The following is a 24,187-nucleotide window of genomic DNA, read 5'->3' as shown; positions in this document are numbered from 1 at the left end:
GGTTCCAAGTTTCAGGTTTCAAGTTTGAAACTGCCTTCTTATACTTGGCTCTTTTTACTTGGCTCTTTTCACGAAATCACTCCCAATTCCTTACCCACTTTTTCAAATGCTGCAATTGCTTTGTCGAGCTGTTCTCGGGTGTGAGCGGCGGAAAGCTGAACGCGGATTCTCGCCTTTCCTTTAGGAACTACAGGATAGAAAAATCCGATCACGTAAATTCCTTCGTCCATCAGTTTTTCTGCCATTTTTTGGGATAATGGTGCGTCGTAAAGCATCACAGGAACGATCGCGGCATCACCGTCGGGAATGTCGAAACCTTTCGATTTCATCTGGGTTCTGAAATATTCCGCGTTTTCCATGACTTTGTCACGAAGTGCGGTATCATCAGATATCATGTCGAGCACTTTCATCGCCGCACCCACAATTCCTGGAGCTAAAGAATTCGAAAACAAATAGGGTCTCGAACGCTGTCTGAGCATATCGATGATTTCTTTTTTTCCAGAAGTAAATCCACCTAAAGCACCGCCCAAAGCTTTCCCTAAAGTCGAGGTAATGATATCTACCCTTCCCATCACTTCGTTGGCTTCGTGAGTTCCGCGACCCGTTTTTCCGATGAATCCCGTTGCGTGGGAATCATCGACCATTACCAAACAATCGTATTTCTCGGCCAAATCGCATACTCCTTTCAAGTTGGCAACAATTCCGTCCATCGAGAAAACTCCGTCGGTAACGATGATTTTGAAACGGTGATTTTTTTCGGAAGCTGCTTTCAACTGTTCTTCCAGATCCGCCATATCATTGTTTTTGTAGCGGTATCTCGCTGCTTTGCAAAGCCGTACTCCATCAATAATTGAGGCGTGGTTCAGCTCATCAGAAATAATGGCGTCAGCTTCTGAAAACAATGGTTCGAAAACCCCGCCGTTTGCATCGAAACATGCTGCATAAAGAATCGTGTCCTCCATTCCTAAAAACTTCGAGATCTTTTCTTCAAGCTTTTTATGGATATCCTGAGTTCCGCAGATAAAACGAACCGACGACATTCCGTAACCGTGGCTTTCGATCATATCCTGCGATGCCTTCATCACTTCGGGATTGTTTGAAAGTCCCAGATAATTGTTGGCGCAGAAGTTCAGAAGCTTCTTTCCATTGGCTTCAATTTCAGCCGACTGTTGGGAAGTAATGATTCTTTCGGTTTTAAAAAGTCCGTCGTTCTTGATATTTTGTAGTTCGTTCTGAAGGGTTTCCAGATAGTTTTTAGAAATCATGATTTTGAAATTTAAGTGATGGCTAATTTACGAAAAAAGCACTCATTTCCGAGTGCTTTTGTATGGTGTTTGTAACCATAAAAGGAGAAACAAAGATTTGTTGTACTCACCTCTTTGTGAACTCAGTGGAACTTCCGTGTTCTTTGTGTCATTTTGCAGCTTTCGTTATTCCTTAATAAACTTCATTTTGGAATCACCTATTTTCAAAAGATAAGTTCCTTTGGCAAGATTTCCTAAATCTATTTTTCTTTCCGAACTGTAGCTTCCTGATTTCACCAGCTTACCGTCAATTGAGTAAATTTCAAATGGCTGAATCCCTTTAATTCCTGAAACCGAAAGTTCATTTTTTACAGGATTTGGATATATTTTTACCGCATTTTTGTTGATATTCTCAACACCTAAAAGCGTCGTGTCCTTTTGCAAAGAAGAATTTCTCTGAATAATCTGGTATTCATAATTAAACTGAATACTCGCAATCGGGAAACTGATCTGGTTCACGAAAATCTGGTTGTTCGAGGTATGGTCCAAAGCAAGATACGCAACCTGCCCTCCTGTACCGTTCACCTTGATCGGAAGCGGAAGTTCAAAGAAACTTACCGAAGAGTGACTTTGAGTTTGAGATGCCTTGATAACCAAATTCTGATCAGCAGTTTGGTTCCACCGGATTTGATAGGTTGGATAACCCTGTCCGTAAATCCAGTCGTTGAAGAATTCCGTGAAATCCTTTCCGGTCGATTGCAGCAATGAGTTTTTGAAATCTGCAGTTACCGCGTAATTATAAGCCAAATTGGGACGGGCGTGATAATCCTTCAGCGCCTGATAAAAAACGTCGTCGCCCAAAATCCACTTAATCATTCGAAGGATGTAGCCACCTTTAGAATAGCTTAACCTTCCACTGAAAATCGCGTTGATGTTAGAAAGATTGGCATCGGACACATAAACGCTTCCACTTGGTGAACTGGTGATGTAATCCATTTCGCTTGCCAAATAAGACCTAAACTGAGCATTGGTCATCAGTGATTTCTCGTTTGCCAAATGCTGTCCGTACGTTGCGAAACCTTCATTAATCCAGATGTCGTTCCATGTGCCACAAGTAACTTTGTCGCCAAACCATTGGTGAGCCAGTTCGTGTGCGATGATCGATCTTCCCCAAGTTCCCATCGAAGACATGGTGGAATGCTCCATTCCGCCTCCCCATCCGAATTCCATGTGACCGTATTTTTCCGAACGATAAGGATATGGACCAAAATAGTTTTCAAAGATGTTCATAATCTCCTTGGTCCAGTTGATATTTGACATTGAAGTTGAATTATTGGCGGTAGAAGGATACACATAGTTCACAAACGGAAACGGCGGATTTCCCATCGTGTCATTCAACTTGGTATAATTGGTAATTCCCAAAGCAATCAAATAGGCGGGAATCGGATAATTGGTTTGCCAGTAGGTGAGTTTTTTGTTGTTGGGCAAGATCGTCTCCGAAATAAGTTTCCCGTTGGAAGCGACATTATACTGAGACGGCGTGGTAATTTTCAGTGCTACTTTCTCAATCTTGTCGTTCAAACTCTGCTTTGTTGGGAACCATTCCTGAGCGCCGTAAGGTTCGGAAAGCGTGTAAAGCGCGGGAACTCCTCCCTGTGTGGAAATCGTAAAAGCATCACCAGCACTTCCGCCTGTATCTGGAGCTCCGGAATATTTGATGGAAAGGGAATCCAAAGTTGCTGCCGGTAAAGTCGATGGGAAATCAATCTTCACTTCTTTGGAGCTGAGTTGGATAAAGTTCAGATTATTGCCGCGGTATTTTACTTCAGAAACAACCAGCATGTTCGAAAGATCGAAATAAATGCTCGATATTCCCTGATTGGGAACAAAGTGGTTCGTGACAGTTCCGCTCACGAAATGTTGTGCAGGATCAAGGTCCAGTTCTAACCTTTGATATTTTAGGTCATAATTTAGGGTATTCGGATTCACGTTGAAGTCAATCATTTTAGAATACCTGTTCAGTTCCTGCTTGATCAAGCTTTTCATCTCGGCTTCTTCGTGCTTCTGGGAAAAAAGGTTGGCAAACAAAACTGCAAATGCGATGATATAAAGTTTTTTCATATTAATAATGATTTTTGTGGCTAAAGATAAAAAAAACCTTTCAATAAAATTGAAAGGCCAACTTGTATTTTACTAAAATTAAAGATTCAATGCGGGTTCCAGAATTTGTTCCATCCTGTTTTTCACCTGATCCACCGAACCTCCGTAATTATTGATCAACAATGAGAACACCAACGTTTTTCCTGAATAGGTTTTCATATATCCAGCCAAAGTTTTCACTTTGTTTAATGTTCCTGTTTTGGCAAAAATCTGCCCGTTTCCGCTTCCGTAGAATGACTTCTTCAAAGTTCCTGTCTGTCCCGCGATTGGCAAAGACTCGAAATAACTTTTGTAGTATTTCTCGTTCATCAGATTCGTCAGGAATTTCACTTGGGAAATCGGCGTCACCAAATTGTTTCGCGACAATCCGCTTCCGTCCATATAATTCAGTCCTTTGGTATCGAAACCTTCAGCGGTCAAATGCTGTAACACCACATTTCTACCCGACTCCAAAGTTTGGTCACCGTCTTTTTGGAAGCCAACCATTCTCAAAGTCGCTTCAGCAAGCGCATTGTCGCTGTGCTGATTGGTATAGTAAACAATATCTGCCAAAGTTGGCGATGAGTAAGAAGTGATTGTTTCTCGTTTCTCAGGATTAAGGTCGGTGAGTTTTGAAACCACTTTCCCCGAAACTCCGATTCCGCGTTTAACCATATTTGCTCTTAAATTATTGGCGAGGTAAGCGGGAACTTCCGGCAATTTCGTGGTAAGATAACCTCCTTCAAACTTATCGGCATAAACCATTTGGTTGATGTATGGCGAAACGTAGTAGAAATTTTTGTTTTCAACAAAAGGGTTGGATTGTTTTGCAATCAGTTTCTCGTTCTGAGGGTTGATTTCGTAAGTCGTTCCAACAGGAAGGTAATAGCTTCCGTTATCGAGCCACACGATGTTTGCAGGGAGTTTCTCCATTTTGTTAACCTTGAAAACCGCGGTCTGCAAAACGATGTCTCCATTTACTCTTTTAATTCCCTTATTTCTGATTTCTGCAATAAAGTCAGAAATAATAGCAGAGTAAGAACTTGCCCCCGCTTTGCTGCTTCCCAATGATGGGTCGCCGCTTCCAACGATATAGAGGTTTCCGTTCAGGGTTCCGTTTTCATCGATGTTTCCGGAGTATTCCAATTGTGTAATCCAACGGAATTTTTCTCCTAAAAGCTTCATTGCTGTATCGGTAGTCAAAAGTTTTGTGGTAGATGCTGGAATCAAAGAAGCGTTTTCGTTATAGGAACTAACGATTTTCTTTGTCTTAGGATCGTAGATTACAAAACCCCAGTTTGCGTTTCGCAGTACAGGATCATTCATCATCGAGTTGATTTTGATGTCAACCAATTCTTTGGCACTCATCAGTTTTTCAGATGAAACGCTGGATGAAGATGAAGATGAAGAAGTTTCGTATGATTGGGGGAAATTATTTGAAGTGAAAGTTCCCTGAGCAAAGATTGCCGATGAAATGGCGATTGCTGAGGAAGCTAAGATATTTTTGATGCTAATCATTTAATTTTATTTATTTGATTATCGGTAAACTCCTATGTTAAATTGCCGAAAAGACGATTGCAAGACTCCTTTTCAACGTTCAAATGTAAAAATTATTGTTGAAAGTCAAGGAGTTAACAGTGATAAATCGAGGTAAAATTTGTTAAAGTTTGTTAAAAATCAACGAAAAGGGACTTTTTCACTGACTGATAACCGGTAATTTCATTGAATTCCTCCAAACTCTTAATCAGCAATTTTTTAAATTCCGCATACTTTTTTCCCCTCGGAAGTTTGAGCAAAACCTGATATTGATATAGCAGATTCAGCTTCCCGATCGGTGATTTTTCTGGACCTAAAATACATTCTTCGGGCAAATATTTTCTCAGAACCGAACCCATGAACTGTGAAGCACGGTTTACTTTATCTTCCCTTCTGTGCTTGAGTTCGATCAGAATTAATTTTACAAACGGCGGGTAAAGAAATTTCTTCCGTTCTTCCAAAAAATGTTCATAGATTTTGCTGGAATCATGCTCCTTAATCCTCTCAAAAACAGGATGATAAGGATTATAGGTTTGGATCAGAACTTTTCCTTCGCCGGAAATTCTTCCTGCTCTTCCGGAAACTTGTGTGATCAGTTGGTATGCTCTTTCCTCCGCGCGGAAATCCTGCACATACAGCAGTGAATCGGCTTTCGGAATCGCGACCAATTCGATATTGTCGAAATCAAGACCTTTCGAAATCATCTGTGTTCCAACCAAAATATCGGTTTCGCCTTCTTCCAGTTTTTCGTAAAGTTTTTCGTAAGCAAATTTTCTGCGCATCGAATCTACATCCATTCGATCGACTTCAGCATCAGGAAAAATCTTAGAAATTTCCTCGTGAATCTGCTCCACTCCAACTCCGCGAGTATTCAGTTTTTCGGAATGGCATTTCGGACAGATCTTTGGTTTCGCCGCTTTTTGTCCGCAGTAATGGCATTTCAACTCGTTTGAAAATTTATGGTAAGTCATCACCACATCGCAGTTGGAGCAATAATTGACGTAGCCGCAACTTTCACATTCCACGACATTTGCGTAACCACGGCGGTTGTGGAGGATCATCGTCTGCTTTTTTCGGTCAAGTTCTTTTCGGATTTCCTCAATCAGTTGCGTTGAAAAATTCCCGACAATATTTTTGGAATCCTGAGATTCTTTAAAGTTAACCAATTCATATTCAGGCAATTTCACATTCCCAAATCGTTCACCGAGAAAAACATATTTCAACTTTTCCTTTTTGGCAAAATAATAGGATTCCACCGAAGGTGTTGCAGAACCCAAAATCACGTTGGCTCCGTAAATCTGGGCTAAAACCTGCGCCGCATCTTTTGCATTGAAATAAGGGGAAACTTCGCGCGGTCGGTACATCGAGTCGTGTTCCTCATCAACAACGATCAAACCCAAATTTTGAAAAGGAAGAAACAGCGCGTTCCTCGTCCCGATAAGGATTTTCAGTTCGTTGTTTCGAACTTTTCGCCATACTTCCACCCTTTCGAAATCGGTCAGTTTCTGGTGATAAAAGCCGAGTTGCTTCCCGTATTTTTTTTCCAACCGCTGAACAATCTGTTTGGTTAATGAAATTTCGGGCAACAGAAAAAGCACATTCTTTCCTTCAGTAACAGTTTCTTCGATTTTTTCAAGGTAAATGTGCGTTTTCCCAGAAGAAGTCACGCCGTGAAGCAAGACATTTTTCCCTTCCGAAAAGGCATCGTCGATTTCGTTTTTCGCTTTCAACTGTGCATCGGTCAGTTTTTCGATTTCTTCAATTTCACCCTCAAAACTTTCCAGACGGTCTTTTTGGATCAGAAATTCATGCACCAGATTTTTTTCAACTAAAGATTTTAACTGTGCATGCGAAAAATTTCCTTCATCAAAAAGTTCAGATTTCCTGATGGGTTTTTCGGGATTCTCGGTTTGTTTTTCGAGGATTAATAGGAACAGCTCCTGCTGTTTCGGCGAACGTTTCAGCTCGAGAAGAATTTCAGGAAGGGCCCTGTTTTTCAGGGCTTCTTCATTAATTTTTACAAATGCAACTTCTTTCTGCTTATATTTCTCTGCAATTTTTTCGTCGATTTCGATGTACTGCAAATCAATCAGCGAAGAAATGGTCTTCATAATTTCCTTTTTGGGAATGAAGGCCTCAATCTCCGTCAAATTAATGGTTTGTCGAACTTCCAGCGCCTGAATCAGATACATTTCGTTCACATCCAAATTCTCGAAATCGATCGTGACATTTGTCTTTAATTTCAAATAAGTTTCGCTTTCAAGTTTTAATGAAGAAGGAAAAGCGAAACGGTAAATTTCGCCCAAATTGCAGAGGTAATACTCGGAAAGCCAGTTCCAGAAGCGGATCTGCTCGTTCGGCAAAATCGGGGCATCGTCTAAAATGCTGATGATTTCCTTCGGAACAAAACTTTCGGGTTCTGTGTCGTGAATTTCGCACACAATTCCCGTATAGATTTTCTTGCCGCGAAACGGAACCAGCACACGCATCCCAATTTCGATCTTTTCCAAAAAATCAACAGGAACTTTGTAGGTGAAAGTTCCTTTGAGGTTGAGCGGAAGAATGATCTGTGCAAAGTTCAAAACTGGTTAAGTTTGGGGTGCAAATAGTTGCAGTTGGTGCAGATTGGTGCAATGGTTTGAAATTGTCCGATAATGGTTGAAGTTGCTAAAAATTATTCAATAATTTCAATAGTGGAATTCCACTCTCCAATACACTTTCAAATTTAGAAATTATCACATTATCAAATTACCTTTGCTTGTACCGGCAAAGAAATTTTCAAATTATCAAATTATCAAATTATCAAATTATCACTCCTTTCTCCTCTTCAGTTCTTTTTCGATCAAGCCCAGTTCGCGGCCGGTTTGTCCAGCAACTGAAGTATTTTCCTGAGCTCTTCTCGTGAGATACGGAACCACATCTTTCACAGGTCCGTACGGAAGATATTTGGAGGCGTTGTACTTTTTCTCTCCCAGAAAATACGTGATATTGTCGCTCATTCCGTACAGTTGCCCGAAATAAACTTGCGGGTGGTCGTTCGCCAAACCTTTCTGCTTCATTTTATTCATCACCAGTTCCGTCGATTTCTCGTTGTGCGTTCCGAAGTAGCCCGAAACTCTGTCGAGATTATCCAAAACAAAATCGATTGCGGCGTTGTAATTATCGTCGGTTGCGGCTTTTGTCGGCTGTATCGGATCGGGATAATTCATCGCGGCGGCACGCTCTCTTTCTTTTTCCATATACGCACCTCTCACAAATTTGTAACCCAGGAAGTATCCTTTTTCTTTCGCGCGTTTCAGATCTTCATTCAGGTTTTCGATTCTGCCTGTTCTGTACATTTGCAGGGTGTTCCAAACGATTGCTTTCTCTCGGTTGTATTTTTCCATCATCGAATTTACCACGTCATCTACAACATCCTGCATACAGGTTTCTTCAGCATCGATCATTAAAACGACATTCTTTTCGTAGGCGAGTTTGCAGACTTCCTCATAGCGGTTTTTGATTTTCTCCCACTCCGCTTTTTCGCTGGTCGTGAGTTCTTTTCCGCTCTGAACTTCGGAGTAGAGGTCCAATCTTCCGAAACCGGTCGGTTTGAAAACCACAAAAGGAATCGCTGGATTTCCTTCGGCAAACTTAATGTTCTGCTTAATTTCTTCGCAGGTATGGTCGAAAGTGGCTTCGTCTTCTTTTCCTTCGATAGCGTAATCAAAGATACTTCCGATGTGGTGTTTGAAAAGTTTCTTCACCACCTCCATACTTTTTTCGCGGGTTTCGCCGCCGGCGAACTGTTCAAACAAGGTTTGCCTCACAATTCCCTCCACAAACGGAAAGTTATTCTTAATGGTAAAATTAAGGGCGTTGATTCCTAAATTGGTGACAGTGGGATTTTCGATGGCTTTGAACATCCAGTACGCTTTTCGGAGCTGATTGGTCGATTTGTCCTGAAAAGCAATTTGAGTATCGTTGAAAACAGACATTATTTGGAAAGTTTATAATCCAACAAATTTAATAATACTCGGTGACTTGAAAAAACTAAATTAAAGTTTAATTTTGTGAGAAATTTCAGCAGATGATTTCATTTTTGGACCAGGACTTTTCGCAGCTCAATGTTTTTTTGGATGAATTAAAGCCGTCAAAACTACTGATCCTGGTTGATGAAAACACGCACGAATACTGCTTGCCGACAGTTTTGGGAAATCTGGAAACCGAAATCCCATTTGAAATCATCGAAATCGAACCGGGCGAAGAACTGAAAACCATCGACACCGCGGTTCAGCTTTGGGAAATTCTTTCTGAATTTGAAGCCGACAGAAAATCCCTGCTCATCAATCTTGGAGGCGGCGTCATCACCGATTTGGGCGGATTTGTCGGTTCTACCTATAAAAGGGGAATCAAATTTATCAATATTCCCACCACACTTTTAGGAATGGTTGACGCATCCATCGGCGGAAAAACGGGAATTGACCATCAGTTTCTGAAAAATATTGTAGGGACTTTTGCAGAAGCAGAAATGGTTTTCTGTTTTCCTGATTTCCTGAAAACATTACCTTTCGAAGAACTCAGAAGCGGTTTCGCCGAAATGCTCAAACACGGACTGATCACCGACGAAAAACACTGGAACGATTTAATTTTTATCAAAGAATTGACTCCCGAAAACATCGCACCCTTTATTGAAGCATCAATGAAAATAAAGCAAAATGTGGTGGAAAAAGATTTCAAGGAACAGAATATCCGCAAAACCCTGAATTTCGGACACACAATCGGTCACGCTTTTGAAAGCAGCTTTCTGCAAAAAGGAACCCCGATTCTCCACGGTGAAGCGGTTGCGATGGGAATAATCTGCGAAACCCGACTTTCTTTTTTGGAAAACCTTATTTCTGAAAACACAGCAAATCAAGTCATTACCAACATCCTGAAGTTTTTTCCCCAACAAGATATTCAACAATTGAAAACGGAAGAACTTTTGTCTTTAATGAAAAATGACAAGAAAAATTCGCACGGAACAATCAAGTTTTCGTTGCTTACCAATATCGGAAGTTGCAATTTCGACCATTCCGTTTCCACTGAACATGTAATTACCGCATTACATTTTTATCAAAATTAAGGATAAAAGTTACTTTATGTGTTTTTTGGAATTAAAAACAACAATATTAAACACCTTTTCTTATACACATCAAAACTGATTGAAAATCAATAATTTACTAAATTATACAGTTAAACTTAACTTCAAAAACCTTCCATAATTTTCTGTTTTGGCACACCGTTTGTCTTACTCAACCCGTAAAACAAAATTTAAAATTGCAATGATAACCGGACTTTTAGATTGAAAGTAAATTTTCACTTCCATCAAAAAGTTACGATTATCAAAAAAGCAAAAAAAACATCGAAAATTTAAAATTATGAAAAAGTTATTTTTAGGTGCAGCGATCGCAATGAGTTCATTGACATTTGCACAACAGTTTGGATTAAAAGCAGGTATGAATGTTTCCTCTTTGTCAAAAACTTCTTCCATGGATGATGCAAAAGCAAAGGTTGGGTTTAACGCAGGGGTTTTTATGAACGCTCCAATCGCGGAAAACTTTAGCATTCAGCCGGAATTGATTTATTCGCAATACGGTAACAAAGCTACCAATACCTCTACAGCAACTAGTGGAGGAACTACAATTACAAGAAAAACTACGGGTTCAACCATTCTAGATTATTTGGCTTTACCAGTAATGTTCCAGTACAATGCTACTCCATCTTTCTACCTTGAAGCAGGTCCAGAATTCGGTCTTCTCCTAAGCGGAAAAACAAAAGGTGAAGTTACAACTACTACTACAACAGGTACATCGACCACAACATCTTCTTCTTCTGGATCAGACGACATCAAAGACAATTTGAACGGATTCAACTTTGGAGTAGGATTAGGTGCAGGTTACTATTTCACGCCGAATATCGGAGTTAACGCAAGATATGTTGCTGGATTTACAGATATTGTTAAAAACAACAACGGTGACGCAGTGAAGAACAACGTTTTCCAAGTTGGTTTGAATTACAAATTCTAATTAAGAAACATCATTTAATTTCACTTAATAGAGAAGGTTGGGAAATTGCTCCCAACCTTTTTCTTTTTTATATTCCTTTAGTGAATTTTCTTAATTAAACAAACTTTCATCATCCCCTTTCGGAACGGGATATTTCTCGGTAAAGCAACCAAAACAGTGGTTGTCACTTCCCAGGATCTCGATCAGATTTTCCATACTCAGGAATTCCAAAGAATCGACGCCGAGATATTTTCTCAGTTCCTCTTTGCTCATATTTGCTGAAATCAGGTCGTCTTTCGAAGGCGTGTCAATTCCAAGATAACACGGCGCGATGATCGGCGGGGAAACACTTCGGAAGTGGATTTCCTTCACACCCGCATCTTTCAGAATTTTCACCAAACGTTTCGAGGTCGTTCCGCGAACAATGGAATCGTCGATGATCACTACCCTTTTCCCTTTGATTTCAGAAACGATCGGGTTCAGTTTAAGGTTCACGATTCTTTCGCGCATATCCTGAGTAGGAATAATGAAACTTCGCCCAACATAACGATTTTTGATCAAAACCGGACGGAACGGAATTCCCGATGCCTTAGAAAAACCAATCGCCGCCGGAACTCCAGAATCGGGAACGCCGATTACGATATCGGCTTCAACTGGTGCCTGTTCCCAAATTTTCTCCCCAGATTTCTCGCGGACTTCGTGCACATTGATTCCCTCCAAAGTAGAGTCAGGTCTCGCAAAATAAATATATTCAAAAGCACAGATCCTGCGCTCACAATCTTCTTTGACTAAAAAGCTTTGCAAACCTGGCTCGTTTTCACTGGTAAAGACAATTTCTCCAGGAAGAATGTCGCGCATATATTGCGCTCCAACCGCGTCTAACGCGACAGATTCGGAAGCAGCAACAAAGGTTTTCTCGTCGATCGCGCCCAAAACCAAAGGACGGATCCCGTGGAAATCGCGGAATGCAAAAAACTTGTTTCGCGTCATTCCCACAACCGAATAAGCGCCTTCGATCTTATCCATCGTCGCTTTGATTGCACCTCTTAAACCTAAATCAAGATTCTTCTGGATCAGTCGAAGAATCACCTCCGAATCGGAAGTTGCCTTGAAAACCACTCCTTCCTCCTCGAGTTCGGCTTTGAGTTTTCTGGCGTTGGTCAAATTCCCGTTATGTGCGATGGAAAGGATAATCTGGTCGTATTCATTCTTGGCAAAGAACGGCTGGAAATTGTATTTTTTCTTGTCGCCTGCAGTCGTGTATCTCGTGTGTCCGATCGCAGAATTTCCCATGAAAGTTTCGGGTTCGCGAATGTCTTTATAAACGTCCAGAACCAGTCCCTCATCTTTGATATTGAAAATCCGCCCCTTGTTCATCACCGAAATTCCGCACGCTTCCTGACCGCGGTGCTGCAATGCGAAAAGCCCAAACTGCGACAGCGAAAAAGTATCCAGGTCGTTCTCGGAATAAAGTCCGAAAATCCCACATTCTTCAGTCGGCGAATCCAGCGGTTCATCGGTCTTCATAAGATTTCTGCCGTAGATTTCGGTTTTGAAACGGTTTAAATAATTTTCTTTCTTTTGTTGTAAATCTTTCATTTTTACTGCTGCAAAAATTATTTGTTCAAAACTTTTTTCAGTCGCTCATAAATTTCGACGTACGCCTCGGTCACTTCGCCTAAATCGCGGCGGAACCGGTCTTTGTCGAGTTTCTTCATCGTGTCTTTATCCCAAAGTCGGCAAGTGTCGGGAGAGATTTCATCTGCCAAAACAATTTTTCCGTCAGCAGTTTTGCCGAGTTCGATTTTAAAGTCGACCAAAATAATATTCATTTTGTCGAAAAGGTCGATAAGGATTTCGTTAATGTCTGCAGTCAACTCATACATCTCGTCGAGTTCCTCATACGTTGCCGCACCCAGAAAAACTGCGTGGTGGTCGTTGATAAGCGGATCTCCCAACTCGTCTTTTTTATAGCAGATGTCGAAAATCGTGACAGGCGATTTGACGCCTTCTTCCACACCCAACCTTTGCGCCATACTTCCTGCGGAATAGTTGCGAACCACCATTTCCAAAGGAATTATTTTCACTTTTTTCACGAGCTGCTCTCTTTCATCCAGCTTTTTGATGAAGTGGGTGGGAATTCCTTTCTCATTCAGGTATTCGAAAATCAAGGTCGTGATGGCGTTGTTCATCTCCCCTTTCAAATCCACGCTTCCTTTTTTCTGAGCGTTGAAGGCGGTTGCATCGTCTTTGAAACGAACGATGACTTCATTCGGATGATCGGTTTCGAAAACCTGTTTTGCTTTCCCTTCGTAAAGCATTTTACCTTTAGTCATTTTACTTTTACTTGAATTATTTCTTTCTTTTATATTTAAAAACCTGTTTAGATTTTTTCAATAAACCTAAATTTGATTACCCCGTCCCTAAAGGGAGCAAATTTCGATTTATTTCATAGGTATCAAATCTTAACATTCTAAATCTTAATTAAAATCCCCGTCAGTACTGCAATTCCGAAACTCAGCAATGTTCCGATCAGTACGTATTCGGTGAGTTTGCGCTGTTTTGCTTCCGCCAAATCACTGAACCTGAACACCGATTTTGCGGCGATCATAAATCCCACTCCTTCCCAATGATTGACGATGATGAACACGAAAACCAAAAGCCGCTCGAGAATCCCGATGTATTTTCCGGCATTGACGAGTGATTCCGTCCGCACTTTGCTGTGGTCAACAGTGACCGGAGTCCAAATGGAAATTAAGGTTTTGATGATGATCGAACTCGGAACGGTGAGGAAAACGACTGCCGAAATCAGTTTCAGATTTTCGTGGTTGAAGAAATCTTCCCACTTGAAGTAGGGATAATAAAATACTGATAATAAGACGATTACCAATATATGAAGCAGCTGGTCAGCAAAAAACCAAGTTCTTTTGTTTTTCGGGGTTTGCAATCGCAGTTTCGCCAAATCGATGAAAAAATGAGTAACTCCGATGATTGCGGCAATCCAACAAAGCTGTAGGTCCCACAGAAGAATCAGCACCAAAACGATGTGGATCAGAATGTGGAAGTAAAGATAGATGCTGCGCTCTTTTTTCCGCTCCTTATCGGCGACCCAGGAAGTTGGCTGCAGTAGGAAGTCGCCAAGCAAATGTGCCAATATGAGTGGAGTGAAAATCATTTCAATTCAGCTATTTTTTTGCGGAAATACTGGTCGGTTTCCAGAATTAGGTCCAGATTTGCCCGTTTAATTCTTTGACTTACAGACGACTGAGAGATACCCAATTTTTTTGCCAAGTCATCTTGAGTCAGATTTTTGTCCAGCATCAACAAATGTACGATTTCTGAAACAGCGATCGTCCAGGAATCAAAATCCAGCGAACACCACTTGAACAGAATACCTAAATCAGCGTTAATTGTTTCGTCTGGAGTTCTAATGGCAAAAGTTTTCCCCTCGTTCTTAATCTCGTTGAGCAACCTTCCTGAATGCACATACGCCGTTCCGTTAGATTCTGTGATTTTTTCGGAGGAATATTGTTCTTCACCGATACCTATCGCAATTCTAACGTCCAGATTTTCAAATTGTTTCACTAATGACTTGATGGTTAAAGCCGTCCAGAAAACTTCCTCAATATCACATTTGAGTTGAAATTCATCGCCTCTGTAAATTTCCCAATCAGTTGGCGTTTTTCCCCATTTTTCAAGAAGCTGCTTTAGTTTGGGCAGCCAATTTTCGGAATCTGCTTCCTGTGAATTTACGATGTCGCCAGTAATTACAGCTTTCATAATCATTTCATAAGCACTTTTGCTTATAATCCACAAATATAAGTAAAATAACTTATAACAACCAAATATAAGCGAAAAAACTTATAATTACTAAATATTAGCGAATTGACTTATATTATTTTTTGATGAACAAATCGCGATTTGTCCCTACCTGAAATATTCAACGCCATTCTTAAAGATATTGTGGTAATTCGCGGTTGGAATATTTTTCAGCAAACCTTCCGCAAACCTTTCAGGATGCCCCATTCTCCCGAATATTTTTCCTGAAAGTGAAGTCACTCCTTCAATACCAAACAGCGAATTGTTGGGATTAAACGGCATTCCGTGTGCAATATTTCCCTCAAAATCAATGTACTGCGTCGCAATTTGTCCGTTTTCGTACAGCTCCTTGATCAGATTTTCCGAAGCCATGAATCTTCCTTCTCCGTGAGAAATCGGGATCGTAAACACCTGGTCTTTCATTCCCTTCAACCACGGCGAATCGTCATTCACGACCTTCACATTCACCATTTGCGAGATATGTCGACCGATTGCGTTGTGCGCCAGAGTGGGAGAATTTTCATCCAAATCGCGGATTTCTCCATAAGGTAAAAGTCCCGATTTCACGAGTGCCTGAAATCCGTTGCAGATTCCGAGAATCATCCCGTCCCTTTCCAAAAGTCGGTGAACGGCATTTTTCATCTTCTCATTTTTAAGGACATTCACAATGAATTTCGCTGAACCGTCGGGTTCGTCACCTGCAGAAAATCCACCCGAGAATACCAAAATCTGCGACTGCTCGATCTCAGAAATCCACGCGTCCAAACTTTCATTTAAAAGTTGATGGTTAAGATTTATTAATGGTAAACTTGAAACTTCGGCGCCTTCTTTTCTGAATGCATTTTGGGTTTCGTATTCGCAATTCGTACCAGGAAAAACAGGAACGAACACTTTGGGTTTCGCAATTCCGTGTTTCAGAATTTGAATCGATCGAGGATTTGTAGAGTTTAATTTGTGGTCGATTTCCACCACGATTTTGTCCGATTCTTTGGTAGGGAAAAGCTCCTCGAAAGTTCCGTTCCATACTTCAAGTAAATTTTTTATAAAAAACTCTAAATTATTTATTTTTAATGTTTTACTACTGTTTATCTCTCCTATTAATTGAAGCAAATTATTTTCTAATTCACCATCGCTTTCAATAATGAAACTTCCGATATTTTTGGTTAAAAGCAATTGTTCATCCACTGAAATTTCTGCACCGAGTTGGTTCCCGAAACTCATTTTCGCCAACGCCACTGCAACTCCACCTTCCCTGATTGTCTTCACCGAAACTATTTTTCCCGACTTGATATTTTCGTGAACAAAATCGAAAACCGTCTTCAGTTTTTCGTAATCAGGCAAACCGTTTTCCTGCGGAATGTGGTTGAAAAGATAAAGTTTGTTTCCTTCTTTTTTCAGTTCTGGTGAAATGATATTCTTCTTTTCACCATTTGCACACGCAAAAGAAATCAACGTTGGCGGAACGTTCAAATTCTGATAAGTCCCGCTCATCGAATCTTTCCCCCCGATTGCGGCGAGTTCGAAATTCATCTGCGCATCATAAGCACCGAGAAGCGACGCCAAAGGTTTCCCCCATTTTTCCGGGTTATTGCCCATTTTTTCAAAATACTCCTGGAAGCTTAAACGGATATTTTTGTAATTACCGCCCATCGCGACAACTTTTGCAACGCTTTCTACCACGGCGTTCGCAGCACCGATCATCGAGTTTTGGGAAGAAATTTCAGCATCGAATCCCCAACTTGCCAAAGAAACGGTTTCGATATCTTTTGCATTTAAAATCGGTAAAGTCTGGACACTTCCCTCAGTTTCCGTCAATTGGTATTTCCCGCCAAAAGGCATTGCAACAGTGGTTCCGCCGACCGAAGCATCAAACATTTCGACAAGACCTTTTTGTGAAGCCACATTTTTCTTTGAAAGCTGCTGTAGGAAATTATCCCTATTAAAGCTTAAACTTTGATTATCAACATCTTGCAAGTGTGAAACCGAAGCATGCTGTTTTTTCGCACAACCATTGGTGTCGAGAAAATCTCTGCTTAAGTCCACGATTTTGCTTCCTCTCCAAAACATCTGCATCCTTCCCGAATCGGTTACCTTAGCAACTTCTACGGCTTTGATGTTTTCGTTCTCGCAGAATCTGATGAATTTGTCTTTGTCCTTTTGCTCAATCACGACCGCCATCCTTTCCTGAGATTCCGAAATGGCAAGTTCGGTTCCGTTCAATCCTTCATATTTTAATGGAAGGATATCGAGGTTAATTTCCAGAGAATCAGCGATTTCGCTAATCGCGACAGAAACCCCACCCGCTCCGAAATCGTTGGATTTCTTGATCAATGTGGTGACTTCAGGATTTCTAAACAGTCGCTGGATTTTTCTTTCTTCCACCGCATTTCCTTTCTGCACTTCCGTAGAAAGCGTGTGGATCGAGGTTTCGTCCTGTTCTTTCGAACTTCCCGTCGCGCCGCCTACTCCGTCTCTTCCTGTAGCACCTCCCAATAAAATGACGATGTCGCCTTTTGCAGGTTTTTCCCTTCGTACCCAATCTTTTTTTACAGCACCGACTACGAAGCCGACCTCCATTCTTTTAGCTTTGTAGCCGTCGTGATAAATTTCATTTACTAAAGTCGTCGCCAAACCGATTTGGTTTCCATAGGAAGAATAACCGCTCGCCGCCTGTTTTGTGATGGTTCGCTGCGGAAGTTTTCCAGGCAAAGTATCAGAAACGGATTCCAGAACATTCGCAGCTCCAGTCAACCGCATCGCCTGATAAACAAATGCACGACCCGACAACGGATCACGAATCGCACCTCCCAAACAAGTGGAAGCACCGCCAAAAGGTTCGATTTCTGTCGGGTGATTGTGGGTTTCGTTTTTGAAAAGAAGATACCACGGTTCTTTTTTACCATCAAACTCTGCTTCGATTTCGATCGTACATGCATTGATTTCGTCTGAAACAACGAGGTTTTCAAGTTTTCCCGTCTTGTGGAAATATCTCGCGCAAACCGTTGCCAAATCCATTAGTGAAACCGGTTTCGCTTCACGACCGAGGAATTTTCTTTTTTCCAGATAATCGTTGAAAATGTTTTCAAGCGTTTCTTTAAACTTACCATTGAATTGAATATCAGTAAGTTCCGTTTCAAAAGTAGTATGTCGGCAATGGTCGCTCCAATAAGTGTCTAAAACTTTGAGTTCGGTTTCGGTTGGATTTCTGTCCTCGGATTTGAAATAGTTCTGAATGTGTTCCAAATCATCGAGCCCGAAAGCGAAACCGTGTTTATGGTAAAAACCCTCCAATTCAGATTTTGAAAAATCCTTGAAACCATCGTGGACAACAACTTCATCAGGGGTTTCTTCGGCAGGAATTTCGAGTATCGACAGATCTTTTTCCTGAGATTCTACTTTATTAATGAGGTGGTTTTTGATTTTTTCCAGATCATTTTCGTTCACTCCGAAAAGCTCAACTAATCTTCCGCTCCGAACGGTGGCTCTCTCATTTTCGGTTAAAAGTGCGATACACTGTTCAGCGGAATCTGCTCTTTGATCGTATTGTCCGGGTAAGAATTCCGTGGCGAAATTCAGATTTTTCGCTGGATTCTCAAAATGTACGATGTCGGTAACCGGATCCACAAACGTATTGTAAATCACTTTGTTAAGTTCAATATCATCCAGTCCGAAAATGTCGTAAATGTTAAAGATTTTGACGTTCTGAATTGTGGGAACGATATTCTTTATTTCATTAAAAATTTTTGGACTTTCGACGTCGAAAATTCCTCTTTTTTCTACGAAGATTCTACGTTTCATATTTAGGGGTTGCTCCTGCGGAGCTCTTTAATTATCGCATTTTTTATCTGAAAAATTATTTTCCCATTGGTTACACCAACGGCAATTCAAATTTGACCACTTCGTGGTCAACAAAAAAATGCAGACGAAGCCGCCTGCATTAATCTACACTTTCAAATCAGCTTTCAAGCCGATTTCGTCGGCATATTTATCGAAAATTGGCTGCGCTTCGTTTTTGATGAATTCCTCTGTTTGGATAGGTGCAAAACCGATGAAGTTTTTCGGATCGAGCACCTCCATTATTTTGGATTTGTCCATTTTCAGGGAATTGTCGTTCATGATTCTTTCGATCAGGTCGTTTTCTTTTCCCTCGATTTTTACTTTTTTGCTCGCCTCCATCGAATGGATACGGATGGTTTCGTGGATTTCCTGTCGGTCGCCTCCCGCTTTTACCTCTTCCATAATGATGTATTCGGTCGCCATAAACGGAAGTTCCTCCATGATATGTTTGTGGATGCGGTTTTCGTACACCACGATTCCATTCATAATATTGTTCCAGATCAGAAGAATCGCATCGACTGCCAAAAACGCTTGCGGAATCGTGAGACGCTTATTGGCGGAATCATCCAAAGTTCTTTCAAACCACTGCGTTGAAGCCACCATTGCGGAACTTGTGGAAAGCGATATCACGAATTTTGCCAATGCACCGATTCTTTCGGAACGCATCGGATTTCGTTTATACGCCATCGCAGAAGAACCGATTTGGTTCTTTTCAAACGGTTCCTCGATTTCCTTCAAATTCTGTAACAGCCGTAAATCATTGGTGAATTTATGGGCAGACTGCGCGATATTCGACAAAAGCGAAACTACTTTTGCGTCAATTTTTCTGTCGTAGGTTTGTCCGGAAACGCCGAAAACTTTATCAAAGCCGAAACGTCTTGAAAGTTCCTTATCAAGGTGTTTTACTTTGGAATAATCGCCATTGAACAATTCAAGAAAACTCGCCGCAGTTCCAGTTGTTCCTTTTACACCGCGGAATCTTAATGTTTGAAGGAAAAATTCAAGTTCCTCAAAATCGAGAATTAAAGATTGGAGCCATAAAGTTGCGCGTTTTCCGACGGTGGTTAATTGCGCCGGTTGATAATGGGTGAAACCAAGTGTAGGCAAGTCTTTGTATTTCAGTGCGAAATCCGACAGATTCTTGATAACGTTCACCAATTGTTTTCTGATGAGCAACAATCCGTCGCGGATTTGGATCAAGTCAGTATTGTCTCCAACAAATGCGGAAGTCGCTCCCAAATGAATAATCCCTTTTGCAGCGGGCGCAACGTCGCCGTATGCGTGTACATGCGCCATCACATCGTGCCGGAACTTTTTTTCGTATTCCGCAGCTTTTATATAGTCGATGTTTTCAGCGTTGTTCTTAAGATCTGCAATCTGTTCTTCAGAAATATCGAGTCCCAGATCTTTCTCGATTTCAGCGAGCGCGATCCAGAGTTTCCGCCAGTTGCGGAATTTGTTTTCTGGAGAGAAGTTATACAGCATTTCCTCACTTGAATAGCGTTCTTCAAGCGGGTTTTTGTAGGAATTCATTCTTTCTTTTTACTTTTTAGACCCACAAATTTAAGGAAAATAAACAGGAAATTAAAACCGAATTTTGTGAGTTGTTAAGATTTTGAAACAAACCTTAATTCGATTACCCCAATCCCTAAAGGGGGCGAATTAAGGTTTATTTTGTTGGAAAATTTCCATCCTTTAGGGAAGGGGTAAAGAAAATTTCCGATACAACAATTATTCTATGTCAAATTTAGATAAATCCAAAACTTGCCACTTTTATTTCCGACCCGTGAATTCCTTCATCGTATCGTAAATTCCGAAAACGTTTTCCATGACCCAATCGAATGCCGGAAGTGGTAGAATTCCCTGCGACAGACGAATGAACCAATAAGGAAGCGGCATTGCCAACATTTTTGTTTTATGCTCAATGGCTTTGATGATTCTTTCCGAGGTTTTCTCGGGGTCCAAAATCGGAAGCAGTTTGGATTTTACCCCATCAAACATTCCGGTATTGATGTAGAACGGCATAATCGTGGTGACCGAAACATTTTTTTTGAGCTGCTCCATTTCCAGCCGCAATGAGTCGCTCCAACCGACAACCGCCCATTTCGAAGCCGCATAAACCGACATTTTGGGATTGGAAATTAAGCCGGCAGAAGACGCGATACTGCAGATCGCACCCGAATTTTCCTTCATCATATCGGGTAAAAATTCCAAAGTGGTGTGCATAAACGCATCGGCATTAATCACCATACTTTTCTGGATTTGCTCGTGGGAATGTTCGTGGAAATATCTACCGACAATGATTCCCGCATTGTTGATAAGGATATCAACTTTTCCAGCTTCAGTCCTGGTTTTTTGGGCGGCGATACGGATTTCGTCAAGTTGGGAAACATCAACTTTAAAGGTGAAGATCTCGTTTCCTGGTCGTGAAAGTTCTGCTTTTGTGGTGATCAGTCCTTCTTCGTTAATGTCCCAAATCACGAGTTTCGAACAACCCCGTTCCAAAGATTTTCTTGCCACGATCTTACCGATTCCCGAGCATCCACCGGTGATGAGCACTGTTTTATTTTTGAAATCCATGTTATAATAAAAGTTATTTTTTTGGTCTAAATTTGTAATGAATTAAGAAATAAAAGTAATGAATTTTCAAGAGATCCTCGCACAACAGAAAGAATTTTTCGCTTCGCAGAAAACGAAAAACCTAAAATTCCGAAAAAGACAGCTTGAAAAACTGAAGGAAGTCCTCACAAAAAATGAGGAACTGCTATACGACGCAATTGATAAAGATTTCGGCAAATCGAGGTTCGACACTTTTACTACCGAGATTTCTTTTGTCCTCAACGACATTGACTATTACCTGAAAAACCTCAATACTTTAGCAAAACCCAAACGAGTTTCTACCAATCTTGCGAATCTTCCGGGTTCTAGTAAAATTTATCAGGAACCGCTTGGAAATACTTTGGTAATCGGCGCGTGGAATTATCCGTACCAACTTTCGCTTTCACCGATGGTTGCTGCAATTTCCGCGGGAAACACCTGCATCCTAAAACCCAGCGAAATCGCGGAAAACACAATGAAGGTGATGGCGAAAATCATTAATGAAAATTTTCCTGCGGAATATATTTTCGTTGCGGAAGGCGGTGTCGAGGAAATTACCGAAATCCTGAAAATGAAATTCGACAAGATTTTTTTCACAGGCAGTCCGAAAGTAGGGAGAATCGTATATGAAGCCGCGGCGAAAAATCTAACTCCCGTCACTTTGGAACTCGGCGGAAAAAGTCCTGCGATTGTAACATTGAACGCGAACATCGAAGTTGCTGCGAAAAGAATCGTTTGGGGAAAATTTCTGAACGCGGGGCAAACCTGTGTCGCTCCCGATTATATTTTGGTCGATGAAAGAATTAAGGACACTTTGATTGATTCCCTGAAATCCAACATCAATAAATTTGGCTACAAACCAGATTCACAAGAATATACACGGATTATCAACGACAGAAACTTTGATCGACTGGTTCAGTTCATCGATCGGGAAAAGGTATTTTTCGGCGGAAATTTTGACCGTGAAAAAAGATACATCGAACCTACGATTATGCACAACGTGACGTGGAATGACGCGGTGATGCAGGAAGAAATTTTCGGACCGATTCTGCCCGTTTTGACTTATAAGAATTTTAATGAGGCGCTTCAAACCGTTTCCGAACACGAAAAACCACTCGCTGCCTATTTGTTCAGCACAAATTCTGACGAGAAAAAAAGTTTTACCGAAAAAATTTCGTTCGGTGGTGGCTGTATCAATGACGTGGTGATGCATTTAAGCAATGACCATCTTCCTTTCGGCGGTGTGGGAAATTCAGGAATTGGCAGTTACCACGGCAAAACCGGATTTGATACATTTTCTCACCAAAAATCAGTTTTGGAGAAAGCCAATTGGGGCGAACCGTATTTTAAATATCCACCTTATTCAGAAAAGAAATTGCGCTGGATCAAGAAAGTGATCTAAATAGAAAACGTGGGAAAGCCCACGTTTTTTTTATGATTTCGGAATCCATTCGTTGAAGAAAGCTTTGACTTTTTCTACGCTGTATCCTTTCCCTTCTTCCAAAACTGCACTGTCCTGAGTGTGGATTTGTTTTCCATTCTTATCCAACACGATAAAAACAGGATAACCGAATTTTTCACCGGGATTTCCGTATTTAGAAAAAACCTTTTCGTTTTTATTTTCGGGCGAATAATTCAGGTGGTAATACAGGTAGCTCTTGTCCACAATTTCCTTTAATTCGGGGGTTGTCTGCACAAAATTGTTGAAACGAAGACACCAGATGCACCAGTTTCCACCGGCTTGCAAAATGATATTTTTGTTTTCTGTCTGTGCTTTTTTTACCAATTCTGCGATTTTCTCTTCCGCATTTTCTTTGTCGTTATAAGGTTTCGGGAGCTTTGCCTTTTCTTCTGCGGCTGCTTTCTTCTTGGCTTCGGCTATTGCCGCGCTATCTGCTTCCACGATAAGTGATTTATCGGTTTTTGGCGTTCCCATTTTCACTACGTCGGTTTTCTGCGAACAGGCGAAACCGGTGATGAGTAATGAAGAGAGCGCGAAAAATTTTATCTTGTTCATTACTTTAAAATTAGATTAAAATTCCTGCAAAATAGCAAATTTTGAACCAACAGAAGTTTATTATGATTAAATTTGTGGGCAGTTTATGAATTTTCTTTTTGGCATAGCATTATTTTTTTCAAGGTTACCGTTAAAAATCCTCTATCTGTTTTCAGATATCATTTTTTTCGTGATGTACTACGTCGTGGGTTACAGAAAGAAAGTGGTCATCGAAAACCTCACGAAATCATTCCCTGAAAAATCTGATCAGGAAATCAAGTCAATCGCCAAAAAATTCTATATCAACTTTGCCGATTATATTGTTGAAACCTTCAAATCGTTCACGATTTCAAACACGGAATTGCGGGTAAGAGTTCAGCACATTAATCAAGACGTTTTCCGGGAAGCGCATGACGAGGGAAAAAATATGATTCTGCTTGCTGGACACGTTTTCAACTGGGAATGGTACACCGCACTTGCTTCGATCGTACCGCAAGAAAACTCCTACCCTGTTTACAGAAAGGTGCAGAACGGTTTTTGGGAAGAAAAAATAAAGAATATCCGAAACCGTTTCGGAAACCAGTCGTTGGAAGCGCGTGATGTAATCCGCCATATTTTCAGGAATCCAAACGACGGAAACTCCATCTATATGTTTGTTGCCGATCAAACGCCGCACGTTGCAGATGTAAGTTACGGGCTAAATTTCCTTAACCAAAAAACTCCCGCCTTCATCGGGTACGACAAACTTGCGACACGAATGGATTTGGCTTTCGTGTACTGCGATATGAAAAAAGTGAAGCGCGGTTTCTACCAAGTTAATTATTTCCGGATTGAACCGGATGGCGACAAATTCACCGATTTTGAGGTGGTGAAAAAGTTTCACAAAATGCTCGAAAATTCCCTCCACAAAAATCCCGATAATTACCTGTGGTCGCACCGAAGATGGAAATACCAAAGTGCGATTAAGGTGATGGATGAAAATGTTTGACAAA

At 41.0% G+C, this 24,187-nt stretch carries 17 protein-coding genes; 4 read left to right on the top strand and 13 right to left on the bottom strand.

Features of this window, described 5'->3' with window-relative positions:
- Positions 1-68 precede the first annotated feature (68 nt).
- The 5 genes from kbl to MTP09_RS05235 form a co-directional block, all read right to left on the bottom strand.
- Complete coding sequence (gene kbl / locus MTP09_RS05255) at positions 69-1,265, bottom strand: glycine C-acetyltransferase (protein ID WP_243550984.1); 1,197 nt, start codon at positions 1,263-1,265, stop codon at positions 69-71.
- 165 nt (positions 1,266-1,430) lie between these two features.
- Positions 1,431-3,365: a M1 family aminopeptidase gene (locus MTP09_RS05250; RefSeq protein ID WP_243550982.1), complete on the bottom strand. Its 1,935-nt coding sequence runs from the start codon at positions 3,363-3,365 to the stop codon at positions 1,431-1,433.
- Between the two features lie 78 nt (positions 3,366-3,443).
- Positions 3,444-4,901, bottom strand: a complete 1,458-nt coding sequence (gene dacB / locus MTP09_RS05245; RefSeq protein WP_243550980.1) for a D-alanyl-D-alanine carboxypeptidase/D-alanyl-D-alanine endopeptidase — start codon at positions 4,899-4,901, stop codon at positions 3,444-3,446.
- A 152-nt stretch (positions 4,902-5,053) separates the two neighbouring features.
- Entirely contained in the window at positions 5,054-7,501 is a 2,448-nt protein-coding gene (priA, locus tag MTP09_RS05240; RefSeq protein WP_243550979.1) for a replication restart helicase PriA, read from the bottom strand.
- Positions 7,502-7,729: 228 nt separating this feature from the next.
- Complete coding sequence (locus MTP09_RS05235) at positions 7,730-8,896, bottom strand: proline dehydrogenase family protein (protein WP_243550978.1); 1,167 nt, start codon at positions 8,894-8,896, stop codon at positions 7,730-7,732.
- 92 nt (positions 8,897-8,988) lie between these two features.
- Between MTP09_RS05235 and aroB the strand changes: the two genes are divergently transcribed.
- Both aroB and MTP09_RS05225 read left to right on the top strand, forming a co-directional pair.
- Positions 8,989-10,023 carry a 3-dehydroquinate synthase gene (gene aroB, locus MTP09_RS05230; RefSeq protein WP_243550976.1) on the top strand — a complete coding sequence of 345 codons (1,035 nt, stop codon included), beginning with the start codon at positions 8,989-8,991 and terminating at the stop codon, positions 10,021-10,023.
- A gap of 295 nt (positions 10,024-10,318) precedes the next feature.
- Positions 10,319-10,966, top strand: a complete 648-nt coding sequence (locus MTP09_RS05225) for a porin family protein (protein WP_243550975.1) — start codon at positions 10,319-10,321, stop codon at positions 10,964-10,966.
- Positions 10,967-11,056: 90 nt separating this feature from the next.
- On the opposite strand, the gene purF is transcribed toward MTP09_RS05225, so the two are convergent.
- The 7 genes from purF to MTP09_RS05190 form a co-directional block, all read right to left on the bottom strand.
- Entirely contained in the window at positions 11,057-12,544 is a 1,488-nt protein-coding gene (purF, locus tag MTP09_RS05220) for an amidophosphoribosyltransferase (RefSeq protein WP_243550974.1), read from the bottom strand.
- A gap of 17 nt (positions 12,545-12,561) precedes the next feature.
- Complete coding sequence (gene purC / locus MTP09_RS05215) at positions 12,562-13,281, bottom strand: phosphoribosylaminoimidazolesuccinocarboxamide synthase (protein WP_243550973.1); 720 nt, start codon at positions 13,279-13,281, stop codon at positions 12,562-12,564.
- Between the two features lie 137 nt (positions 13,282-13,418).
- Entirely contained in the window at positions 13,419-14,120 is a 702-nt protein-coding gene (locus MTP09_RS05210) for a DUF3307 domain-containing protein (protein ID WP_243550971.1), read from the bottom strand.
- A complete protein-coding gene (locus MTP09_RS05205) occupies positions 14,117-14,731 on the bottom strand; it encodes a SatD family protein (RefSeq protein WP_243550970.1) in 615 nt (204 codons plus the stop codon). The genes MTP09_RS05210 and MTP09_RS05205 overlap by 4 nt, the downstream gene beginning before the upstream one ends.
- Positions 14,732-14,872: 141 nt before the next feature.
- A complete protein-coding gene (locus MTP09_RS05200; protein ID WP_243550968.1) occupies positions 14,873-18,562 on the bottom strand; it encodes a phosphoribosylformylglycinamidine synthase in 3,690 nt (1,229 codons plus the stop codon).
- 144 nt (positions 18,563-18,706) lie between these two features.
- On the bottom strand, positions 18,707-20,134 hold the full coding sequence (gene purB / locus MTP09_RS05195) for an adenylosuccinate lyase (RefSeq protein WP_243550967.1): 1,428 nt from the start codon (positions 20,132-20,134) through the stop codon (positions 18,707-18,709).
- A 240-nt stretch (positions 20,135-20,374) separates the two neighbouring features.
- Positions 20,375-21,181: an SDR family oxidoreductase gene (locus MTP09_RS05190; protein WP_243550965.1), complete on the bottom strand. Its 807-nt coding sequence runs from the start codon at positions 21,179-21,181 to the stop codon at positions 20,375-20,377.
- A 58-nt stretch (positions 21,182-21,239) separates the two neighbouring features.
- Between MTP09_RS05190 and MTP09_RS05185 the strand changes: the two genes are divergently transcribed.
- Positions 21,240-22,601 (top strand): aldehyde dehydrogenase, encoded by a 1,362-nt coding sequence (locus MTP09_RS05185; protein ID WP_243550963.1) that lies wholly within the window; start codon positions 21,240-21,242, stop codon positions 22,599-22,601.
- A gap of 30 nt (positions 22,602-22,631) precedes the next feature.
- On the opposite strand, the gene MTP09_RS05180 is transcribed toward MTP09_RS05185, so the two are convergent.
- Positions 22,632-23,135 carry a thioredoxin family protein gene (locus MTP09_RS05180; RefSeq protein ID WP_396022250.1) on the bottom strand — a complete coding sequence of 168 codons (504 nt, stop codon included), beginning with the start codon at positions 23,133-23,135 and terminating at the stop codon, positions 22,632-22,634.
- Positions 23,136-23,301: 166 nt separating this feature from the next.
- On the opposite strand from MTP09_RS05180, the gene MTP09_RS05175 reads away from it, so the two are divergent.
- Positions 23,302-24,183 carry a lysophospholipid acyltransferase family protein gene (locus MTP09_RS05175; RefSeq protein WP_243550961.1) on the top strand — a complete coding sequence of 294 codons (882 nt, stop codon included), beginning with the start codon at positions 23,302-23,304 and terminating at the stop codon, positions 24,181-24,183.
- Positions 24,184-24,187 lie beyond the last annotated feature (4 nt).

This window comes from Chryseobacterium suipulveris, from assembly GCF_022811685.1.
In the GTDB taxonomy this organism is placed as follows: domain Bacteria; phylum Bacteroidota; class Bacteroidia; order Flavobacteriales; family Weeksellaceae; genus Kaistella; species Kaistella suipulveris.
This window is presented reverse-complemented; position numbering and strand designations above follow the sequence as displayed.

What these genes read in the sequence shown, in the direction of transcription:
- aroB (WP_243550976.1), top strand. Translation starts at nt 8,989, where the DNA reads ATGATTTCATTTTTGGACCAGGACTTTTCGCAGCTCAATGTTTTTTTG.
- purF (WP_243550974.1), bottom strand. Translation starts at nt 12,544, where the DNA reads ATGAAAGATTTACAACAAAAGAAAGAAAATTATTTAAACCGTTTCAAA.
- purC (WP_243550973.1), bottom strand. Translation starts at nt 13,281, where the DNA reads ATGACTAAAGGTAAAATGCTTTACGAAGGGAAAGCAAAACAGGTTTTC.
- MTP09_RS05180 (WP_396022250.1), bottom strand. Translation starts at nt 23,135, where the DNA reads ATGGGAACGCCAAAAACCGATAAATCACTTATCGTGGAAGCAGATAGC.
- MTP09_RS05250 (WP_243550982.1), bottom strand. Translation starts at nt 3,365, where the DNA reads ATGAAAAAACTTTATATCATCGCATTTGCAGTTTTGTTTGCCAACCTT.
- dacB (WP_243550980.1), bottom strand. Translation starts at nt 4,901, where the DNA reads ATGATTAGCATCAAAAATATCTTAGCTTCCTCAGCAATCGCCATTTCA.
- kbl (WP_243550984.1), bottom strand. Translation starts at nt 1,265, where the DNA reads ATGATTTCTAAAAACTATCTGGAAACCCTTCAGAACGAACTACAAAAT.
- MTP09_RS05205 (WP_243550970.1), bottom strand. Translation starts at nt 14,731, where the DNA reads ATGATTATGAAAGCTGTAATTACTGGCGACATCGTAAATTCACAGGAA.
- MTP09_RS05185 (WP_243550963.1), top strand. Translation starts at nt 21,240, where the DNA reads ATGAATTTTCAAGAGATCCTCGCACAACAGAAAGAATTTTTCGCTTCG.
- MTP09_RS05225 (WP_243550975.1), top strand. Translation starts at nt 10,319, where the DNA reads ATGAAAAAGTTATTTTTAGGTGCAGCGATCGCAATGAGTTCATTGACA.
- MTP09_RS05175 (WP_243550961.1), top strand. Translation starts at nt 23,302, where the DNA reads ATGAATTTTCTTTTTGGCATAGCATTATTTTTTTCAAGGTTACCGTTA.
- MTP09_RS05210 (WP_243550971.1), bottom strand. Translation starts at nt 14,120, where the DNA reads ATGATTTTCACTCCACTCATATTGGCACATTTGCTTGGCGACTTCCTA.
- purB (WP_243550967.1), bottom strand. Translation starts at nt 20,134, where the DNA reads ATGAATTCCTACAAAAACCCGCTTGAAGAACGCTATTCAAGTGAGGAA.
- MTP09_RS05235 (WP_243550978.1), bottom strand. Translation starts at nt 8,896, where the DNA reads ATGTCTGTTTTCAACGATACTCAAATTGCTTTTCAGGACAAATCGACC.
- MTP09_RS05200 (WP_243550968.1), bottom strand. Translation starts at nt 18,562, where the DNA reads ATGAAACGTAGAATCTTCGTAGAAAAAAGAGGAATTTTCGACGTCGAA.
- MTP09_RS05190 (WP_243550965.1), bottom strand. Translation starts at nt 21,181, where the DNA reads ATGGATTTCAAAAATAAAACAGTGCTCATCACCGGTGGATGCTCGGGA.